The organism is Vibrio sp. MarTm2, from assembly GCF_027587055.1.
Taxonomy (GTDB): Bacteria; Pseudomonadota; Gammaproteobacteria; order Enterobacterales; family Vibrionaceae; genus Vibrio; species Vibrio sinaloensis_D.
In genome coordinates, this window is the sequence record NZ_JAPPTK010000065.1 from 1 (window position 1) to 320 (window position 320).

Genomic DNA, 320 nt, shown 5'->3' on the forward strand with positions numbered 1-320 from the left:
ATGGTTTAGTTCAGAGCAAAGGATTGGTTCTGCATAGAATGCTGAAGCAATTTATGTGGGGCTATAGCTCAGCTGGGAGAGCGCTTCGCTGGCAGCGAAGAGGTCATCGGTTCGATCCCGATTAGCTCCACCACTAGTTTTACATCCTACTGTGTCCCGTTCGTCTAGAGGCCTAGGACACCGCCCTTTCACGGCGGTAACAGGGGTTCGACTCCCCTACGGGATACCATCTTTAAGTGCATTTCTAATAGTGCTTTTAAAAATGGTTACTTCCTAGGAAGTGATTAGCTCTTTAACAATTTGGAAAGCTGACAAATCAA

At 46.6% G+C, this 320-nt stretch carries 2 tRNA genes; both read left to right on the forward strand.

The features are described 5' to 3' along the window. Positions 1 to 57 precede the first annotated feature (57 nt). Positions 58 to 133, forward strand: a tRNA-Ala gene (locus OH458_RS22050). A 20-nt stretch (positions 134 to 153) separates the two neighbouring features. Further along, positions 154 to 229 (forward strand) — tRNA-Glu (locus tag OH458_RS22055). Positions 230 to 320: the final 91 nt, after the last annotated feature.